We start from the raw sequence: 7251 nt of genomic DNA, 5'->3' as shown, positions 1-7251 counted from the left end.
TGGGATTTTTTGTATACACTCAAAAAGGCTACATAATCTCTACAGTGGATTTACCCACTACAGAAATTATAGAGCCTATTTGTATGGAACTTAGCTTGTCTTTTTTTGTTTTTTAGTGTATAATAGAAAACGGTTACATATAGTAACGAAATAATCATGAACACTTACATATATTAGTTTCATTTAGGAGATTAGGAATGATTAATTTACAAAATTTTGTCCAGTCCATGTACGCTAAGCGGATTGAAGACTGTTCTGACCACGAACTCTACTATGCACTTCTAGCATTTACCAAGCAGCAGAGCGAGGCCAAGTACACCAATGAGCAGAAGAAGAAGGTTTACTATATCTCTGCGGAGTTCTTGATTGGTAAACTCTTGTCTAACAACTTGATTAACTTGGGTGTTTATGATGAGGTGAAGAGCCAGCTTGCAGCGGCAGGGAAGGACTTAATCGCCATTGAAGATGTGGAGATGGAGCCATCTCTTGGTAATGGTGGCTTGGGTCGCTTGGCTGCCTGCTTCCTTGATTCCATTGCCAGTCTTGGTCTCAATGGAGATGGTGTCGGTTTGAATTACCACTTTGGTCTTTTCCGACAGTTGTTTGAATACCACCAACAATCTGCAGTGCCAAATGAGTGGATTACGCCACGTTCTTGGTTGACAGAATCCCCAATTTCTTACCAAGTGCCATTCGCCAACTTTACCTTGACATCTAAGTTGTATGATATTGATGTTCCTGGCTATAAGACAGAGCGTAAGAATCGTTTGCGTCTGTTTGACCTTGGTTCTGTAGATGACAATATCATCTATGACGGTATCGAGTTTGACAAGGAAGACATTTTCCGCAATCTGACCCTCTTCCTCTATCCAGATGATTCGACAGATGAGGGCAAGGTGCTGCGTATCTTCCAGCAGTATTTTATGGTGTCCAATGCTGCCCAGCTCTTGATTGATGAGGCTGTTGCTAAAGGTTCAAATCTTCATGACTTGCCGGATTACGCTGTAGTTCAAATCAATGATACCCACCCATCCCTTGTCATTCCAGAATTGATTCGTCTCTTGGAACTTCGTGGTATTTCCTTTGATGAGGCAATTGAAATTGTCAAGAAGATGACGGCCTATACCAACCACACCATCTTGTCTGAAGCCCTTGAAAAATGGCCGCTTGATTTCTTGAATCGTGTAGTTCCACACTTGGTGCCATTTATCGAGGAATTGGACCGTCGTGCAAAGGAAGTGAAGAATGACCCAGCGGTTAATATCATCGATGAGCATGGCCGTGTTCACATGGCTCACATGGATATTCACTATGGATATTCTATCAACGGTGTGGCTGCCCTCCATACAGAGATTTTGAAAACTTCAGAGTTGAAGGCCTTTTACGAACTCTATCCAGAGAAGTTTAACAACAAGACAAACGGTATTACCTTCCGCCGTTGGCTCATGCATGCCAACCCAAGTCTAGCAAGCTACCTTGATAGCTTGCTCGGCCATGGCTACCACCACGATGCCAGTGAGTTAGAGAAACTATTAGATCACAAAGACAGTAAGGAATTGAGAGCATGGTTGGAAGAAACCAAGCAGCACAACAAGCGTAAACTACAACGTCATATTGCCAAAACTCAAGGTGTACATGTCAATCCTGAATCCATCTTTGATGTGCAAATCAAGCGCATGCACGAGTACAAGCGTCAACAGATGAATGTCCTCTATGTTATCCATAAGTATTTGGATATCAAGGCGGGTAATATTCCAACTCGTCCATTGACTGTTTTCTTTGGAGGAAAAGCAGCTCCAGCCTATACAACAGCTCAAGATATTATCCACTTGATTTTGGTCTTGTCACAGGTTATCAAAAATGATCCAGAAGTAGCACCACACTTGCAGCTGGTTATGATTGAAAACTATAACGTAACAGAAGCTAGCTTTATCATTCCAGCGGCAGATATTTCAGAGCAGATTTCTCTTGCTTCCAAGGAAGCATCTGGTACTGGTAACATGAAATTCATGCTCAACGGTGCCTTAACTATCGGTACAGATGATGGTGCCAATGTGGAAATTCATGAGTTGGTAGGTGATGAAAACATCTACATCTTCGGTCAAGATAGCCAAACTGTTATTGACCACTATGCAAATGGAACTTACCATCCATATGCCTTCTACGAACGAGATGCTATCCGTCCATTGATCGATTTCATCACATCTGATACCATTCGTCATGCTGGTGGTATTGATGAACGCCTCTGGCGCTTGCAGGACAACCTCAAGCATAATGACCACTTCATGACCTTATTAGACTTAGAAGACTACATTGAAACCAAGGAAAGAATGTTGGCAGACTACGAAGACCGTGACAGCTGGTTGGATAAGGTTATCGTCAACATTGCCAAAGCAGGTTTCTTCTCATCAGACCGTACCATTCAACAGTACAACGAAGACATTTGGCATTTGGAAGCTAAGGAAATAAAATAAATTAAAAATGACCTTGCGGGGTCATTTTTTCTGTATTCTATTTTTGAAAGCTTGAGTGATTGCACATTGTCCCAAGAAGTTTCCAAGGGCAAAGCCAGAGGTGTTCAGAAAGATGTCGCCAAGGTCAAAGAAGCCTAGTGAAAAGAAGAATTGACAAGCTTCAACTAGCAATATGGCACCTACAAAGAGAGAAAGTTTTTTCCAAGAAAATGAAAAAAGTAATCCAAATGGCAAAAAGAGCAGGAAGTTGAATACCACTATAGCTGGATTGAGAAATAGGTCTTGGGAGAAGGTGCTAAGGAGGTCCCAGTTGACACCTCTGACGCCCATGCTTTTGAAAAAGAGAAGATAGACTAGCAGAAGCCCGTAGCAAGCGTAGAAAAACCAAAGTGTCAGTCGCGAAATATGGGGCTTATAGACAAGTCGAAATAGGGTAAAGCAAAATCCGGTCATTAACAGGATTGCGGCAAGTGTCGGCCAAAAATCAACCGTCATGAAAATGGTCGTGAACTGGTAAAAGAGAAAGGTCATGAAGAGCCAGCGACAGAGCAAAAATGACAGGATCAGGTTAATACAGTCATAGATAGCTTCTTTTCTCATAGAAGGCCTCCTTTTTATTTCATTATATCATTATTTGAGGGGGGGTAAAGGCTGTAAAAAATATTTTTATAGACAGTGTGCTATAATAGTTGGTATGAAAAAACGACCGACATCTGCCTATATCCACATTCCATTTTGTACCCAAATTTGTTACTACTGTGACTTTTCCAAGGTTTTTATCAAGAATCAGCCTGTTGATGACTATCTGGCAGCCCTCATGGAAGAGGTTAAGTTTTACGATCTCCCAGCCCTCAAGACCCTCTATATCGGAGGTGGAACACCGTCGGCACTCTCGGCAGACCAGTTGAACTACCTCCTGACCAATCTGGAGGACTTGCTCGACTTGTCACAGGTGGAAGAATTCACTATTGAGGCTAATCCAGGTGACTTGACGGCGGATAAGATTGCGGTTCTGAAAAAGTCCAAGTGTAATCGGGTGTCGCTGGGGGTCCAGACCTTTGATGACCGTATGCTGAAAAAAATCGGTCGTAGCCACAACCAAGCTCAGATTTATGAAACCATTGCAGCCCTCAAGGAAGCGGGCTTCCACAACATTTCTATTGACCTGATTTATGCCCTGCCTGGTCAGACTATGGAGCAGGTGGTGGACAATGTCGCCAAGGCCTTGGAGCTGGATATTCCCCACATGAGCCTCTATAGCTTGATTTTGGAGAACCACACGGTCTTCATGAACCGTCAACGCCGTGGCAACCTCCATCTGCCCAACGAAGATGTGGAGTCCGATATGTTCGACTACATCCTTCAGGAGTTGGAGAAAAACGGCTTTGAGCACTACGAAATATCCAACTTCACCAAGCCAGGCTTTGAAAGCCGCCACAATCTCATGTACTGGGACAACTCGGAGTATTATGGTCTAGGTGCTGGAGCATCTGGCTACATCGACGGCATGCGCTATCGCAACCGCGGCCCCATTCAGCACTACCTCAAGTCCATCCGCGAAAAAGGCCATTCTCGCTTACACGAAGAATTCCTCAGCCAGACCGAGCAGATGGAAGAAGAGATGTTTTTAGGCCTACGGAAAAAAACTGGCGTGTCCATTGAGCGATTCGAGGAAAAGTTTGGCATTTCCTTTGAAGACCGCTACGGTCAGGTGGTCAGAGACTTGAAAAATGAAGGTCTTTTACAAGAAGAAGACCGTAGGCTTCGGATGACCAAAAAAGGGTTATTCCTGGGCGATACGGTTGCTGAACGATTTATTATTACAGATTAGAAAAGAGCAAAAACGATGGGCTTAACCTACCAAGAAAATTTTACCATTCCCTTTGATATGTGTGATGTGAAGCAGGCTGTCAAACTGCCTGACTTGATTTCCTATTGTCTTGGTGTGTCAGGTCGGCAGTCGGAAGAGTTGGGGCGGAGTGACCTCTATGTTTTTCAGGAATTTGGCTTGATTTGGGTGGTGACAGATTATGAACTGACAATTCAAGGACTGCCCAAGTACAATGAAACCATCACAATCAAAACAGAAGCAGTTGCCTACAACAAATTCTTCTGTCATCGGATGTTCTACATCTACGATGCAGCAGGCAATCTTTTATTGGACATTCTCTGCTATTTTGTCCTGATTGATTTTGAAACTCGCAAGGTGGCGCCTGTGCCAGAAGCCTTGATTGCTCCTTATCAGTCTGAGCAGGTCAAGAAATTGCCTCGGGCTCCCAAGTATCAGCTCTTGGAAAATCCGTCTGTCCAAGAATTCCCTGTTCGCTATTTTGATTTGGATATGAATGGGCATGTCAATAATGGCAAGTACCTGGAATGGATGTGTGAAGCACTGGGCTATGATTTTCTGTTCTGCCATATCCCTAAAAAAATCCAACTCAAGTATCTCAAGGAAGTAGAGGCAACTAGCCTGGTGAGTTCACGCATGGTGGTGGAAGCTGGGGTCAGTCAGCACGAGATTGTGGTTGACGGGCATATCCATGCGCAATCTGTCATAGAATGGAGGGAAGATCATGTCGCAGGATAAGTGGTTGGAATGGGCCGTACGTTTACAAGCCTTGGCTCAGACAGGCTTGTCCTATGGAAAAGATGTTTATGACATAGAGCGTTTCGAAGAAATCAGACAGATTGCGGCAGAGATGCTAGTAGAACCGTCTGGGCAGCCCTTGGAAGTAGTACAAGAACTCTTTTGTAATGAGTCAGGCTATCAGACACCCAAGCTGGATACCCGCGCAGCTATTTTTCAAGAGGATAAAATCCTACTTGTCCAGGAAAACGATGGGCTCTGGTCTTTACCAGGTGGTTGGTGCGATGTGGACCAGTCGGTCAAGGACAATGTTGTCAAGGAGGTCAAGGAAGAAGCGGGGCTGGATGTGGAGGCTCAACGTGTGGTGGCGATTTTGGACAAGGACAAGAACAATCCTGCCAAGTCTGCCCACCGTGTGATCAAGGTCTTTGTTCTATGTCGTCTCCTTGGCGGTGAGTTTCAGCCCAATTCGGAAACAGTCGCCAGTGGTTTTTTCAGTCTAGATGACTTGCCTCCGCTCTATCTTGGGAAAAATACTCCTGAGCAGTTAGCACTTTGCTTGGAAGCTAGTTGGTCTGAGCATTGGGAAACACGATTTGATTAAGGAGAAAGAATGACCTATCAAGGCTATTTGATTGATTTAGATGGAACGATCTATGAAGGGAAAAAGCGGATTCCTGCTGGTGAACGGTTTATTCATGGTTTGCAGGAGCGCAACATTCCCTATCTCTTTGTGACCAACAATACCACCCGTCGTCCTGAAACGGTACAAGCTATGTTGGCGGAGAATTTTAATATTGAAACGCCACTTGAGACCATTTACACGGCCAGTCTGGCTACTGTGGACTACATGAATGACTTGGGTCGGGAAAAGACAGTCTATGTAATTGGAGAAGACGGGCTCAAGTCTGCCATTTTTGAGGCAGGTTATGTGGAAGACAGGGAAAATCCTGCCTATGTGGTGGTGGGACTGGACACTCAGTTGACCTATGAAAAGCTTACCATTGCTACCTTGGCTATTCAAAAGGGAGCGACCTTTATAGGTACCAATCCTGACCTCAATATTCCGACGGAGCGTGGTCACTTGCCAGGTGCTGGTTCATTGATTGCACTCTTGAAAGCTGCTACCCGTGTTGAGCCGATCTTTATTGGCAAGCCTGAAGCTATTATCATGGACAAGGCTCTAGAGATTTTAGGGACAGAACGCAGCCAAACGGTTATGGTGGGAGATAACTACCTGACGGATATTCGTGCAGGGATTGATAATGGATTTCCAACTCTTTTAGTCCTGACTGGCTTCACTAAGCCAGAAGAAGTAGCAGACTTACCCCTTGCTCCGACCTATGTCCTCAACAGCCTGGATGAATGGAGTTTTGATGAGAACTAAGTTACAGATTATCGGAACGATTTTGTTTGTCTTGTCGGCAGCAGTTCTAGGAACCATCTATCTAGCTTGGCTAGTTTATCCGCTGGAGATTTCTTTTTTAGGGTTGGAAAAAGTGGTCTACATGAAAGCGTCGGATATTTCCTACAATTTCAATATCCTGATGAACTATCTGACCAATCCTTTTGCAAGTGTTTTAGACATGCCAAATTTCCGATCGTCGGCAGCTGGTCTCAAGCATTTTAGGGATGTTAAGTATCTCTTTCATTTTGCCCAGTTTGCCTTTCTGATTAGCCTGCCAGCCTTTATTTTCTTTGTTAAACAAGTTCTAAACATGGGCTATGGTCAGATCTATCGTCGGGTTTTTACTTGGGTTGCATTGGCGCCTGTTCTTATCGGACTGGTCGGTGTCTTAATTGGATTTGATACGTTCTTCGTCCTCTTCCACAAGGTCCTCTTTCCGGGCGATTCGACCTGGCTCTTTGACCCAGCAAAAGACCCTGTCATCTACATTCTGCCACAGGACTTTTTCCTCCATTGTTTTATCTTGTTTTTCGTTCTCTACGAGCTCTTTTCTTTGGCAATGCTGGCGTGGACAGTGAAATCTACCAGGAAAACTAACTAGGATAATTTCCCGCGTTGTAAAATGAAATGCAACAAAAAAGACATGTTCGTCTGATATACTAGAATTCCCCAACTCAGTATAGAAAGCAAATGAACATGTCCAATACTCATTCTACCAGAAACTCATCCTATTCTCATCTCTCAGCCACAGAACGTGGTGAAATTGCAGCTTATCTTAAAAT

Annotated in this window: 7 protein-coding genes; 6 read left to right on the top strand and 1 reads right to left on the bottom strand. The window is 44.1% G+C overall.

The features are described 5' to 3' along the window. Positions 1 to 197: 197 nt before the first annotated feature. Positions 198 to 2474 (top strand): glycogen/starch/alpha-glucan family phosphorylase, encoded by a 2277-nt coding sequence (locus ACHBGV_RS10110; RefSeq protein WP_172062430.1) that lies wholly within the window; start codon positions 198 to 200, stop codon positions 2472 to 2474. Positions 2475 to 2495: 21 nt separating this feature from the next. Here ACHBGV_RS10110 and ACHBGV_RS10105 read toward each other — a convergent pair whose 3' ends face one another. Then, entirely contained in the window at positions 2496 to 3074 is a 579-nt protein-coding gene (locus ACHBGV_RS10105) for a VanZ family protein (RefSeq protein ID WP_172062428.1), read from the bottom strand. 94 nt (positions 3075 to 3168) lie between these two features. Between ACHBGV_RS10105 and hemW the strand changes: the two genes are divergently transcribed. The 5 genes from hemW to ACHBGV_RS10080 are packed head-to-tail and all read left to right on the top strand — an operon-like array spanning position 3169 to position 7070. Then, entirely contained in the window at positions 3169 to 4305 is a 1137-nt protein-coding gene (gene hemW, locus ACHBGV_RS10100) for a radical SAM family heme chaperone HemW (RefSeq protein WP_394736266.1), read from the top strand. A 15-nt stretch (positions 4306 to 4320) separates the two neighbouring features. Beyond that, positions 4321 to 5061 carry an acyl-ACP thioesterase domain-containing protein gene (locus tag ACHBGV_RS10095; RefSeq protein WP_394736265.1) on the top strand — a complete coding sequence of 247 codons (741 nt, stop codon included), beginning with the start codon at positions 4321 to 4323 and terminating at the stop codon, positions 5059 to 5061. Next, on the top strand, positions 5048 to 5665 hold the full coding sequence (locus tag ACHBGV_RS10090; RefSeq protein WP_394736264.1) for an NUDIX hydrolase N-terminal domain-containing protein: 618 nt from the start codon (positions 5048 to 5050) through the stop codon (positions 5663 to 5665). The genes ACHBGV_RS10095 and ACHBGV_RS10090 overlap by 14 nt, the downstream gene beginning before the upstream one ends. 9 nt (positions 5666 to 5674) lie before the next feature. Beyond that, positions 5675 to 6448, top strand: coding sequence for a TIGR01457 family HAD-type hydrolase (locus tag ACHBGV_RS10085; protein WP_394736263.1), 774 nt, complete (start codon positions 5675 to 5677; stop codon positions 6446 to 6448). Beyond that, positions 6438 to 7070: a TIGR01906 family membrane protein gene (locus ACHBGV_RS10080; RefSeq protein WP_394736262.1), complete on the top strand. Its 633-nt coding sequence runs from the start codon at positions 6438 to 6440 to the stop codon at positions 7068 to 7070. The genes ACHBGV_RS10085 and ACHBGV_RS10080 overlap by 11 nt, the downstream gene beginning before the upstream one ends. The last annotated feature ends 181 nt before the right edge of the window (positions 7071 to 7251 follow it).

The organism is Streptococcus sp. A34, from assembly GCF_043674115.1.
Classification (GTDB): domain Bacteria; phylum Bacillota; class Bacilli; order Lactobacillales; family Streptococcaceae; genus Streptococcus; species Streptococcus suis_V.
Note: the sequence above shows the minus strand (reverse complement) of the source record. Positions and strands in the feature narration are given on the sequence as shown.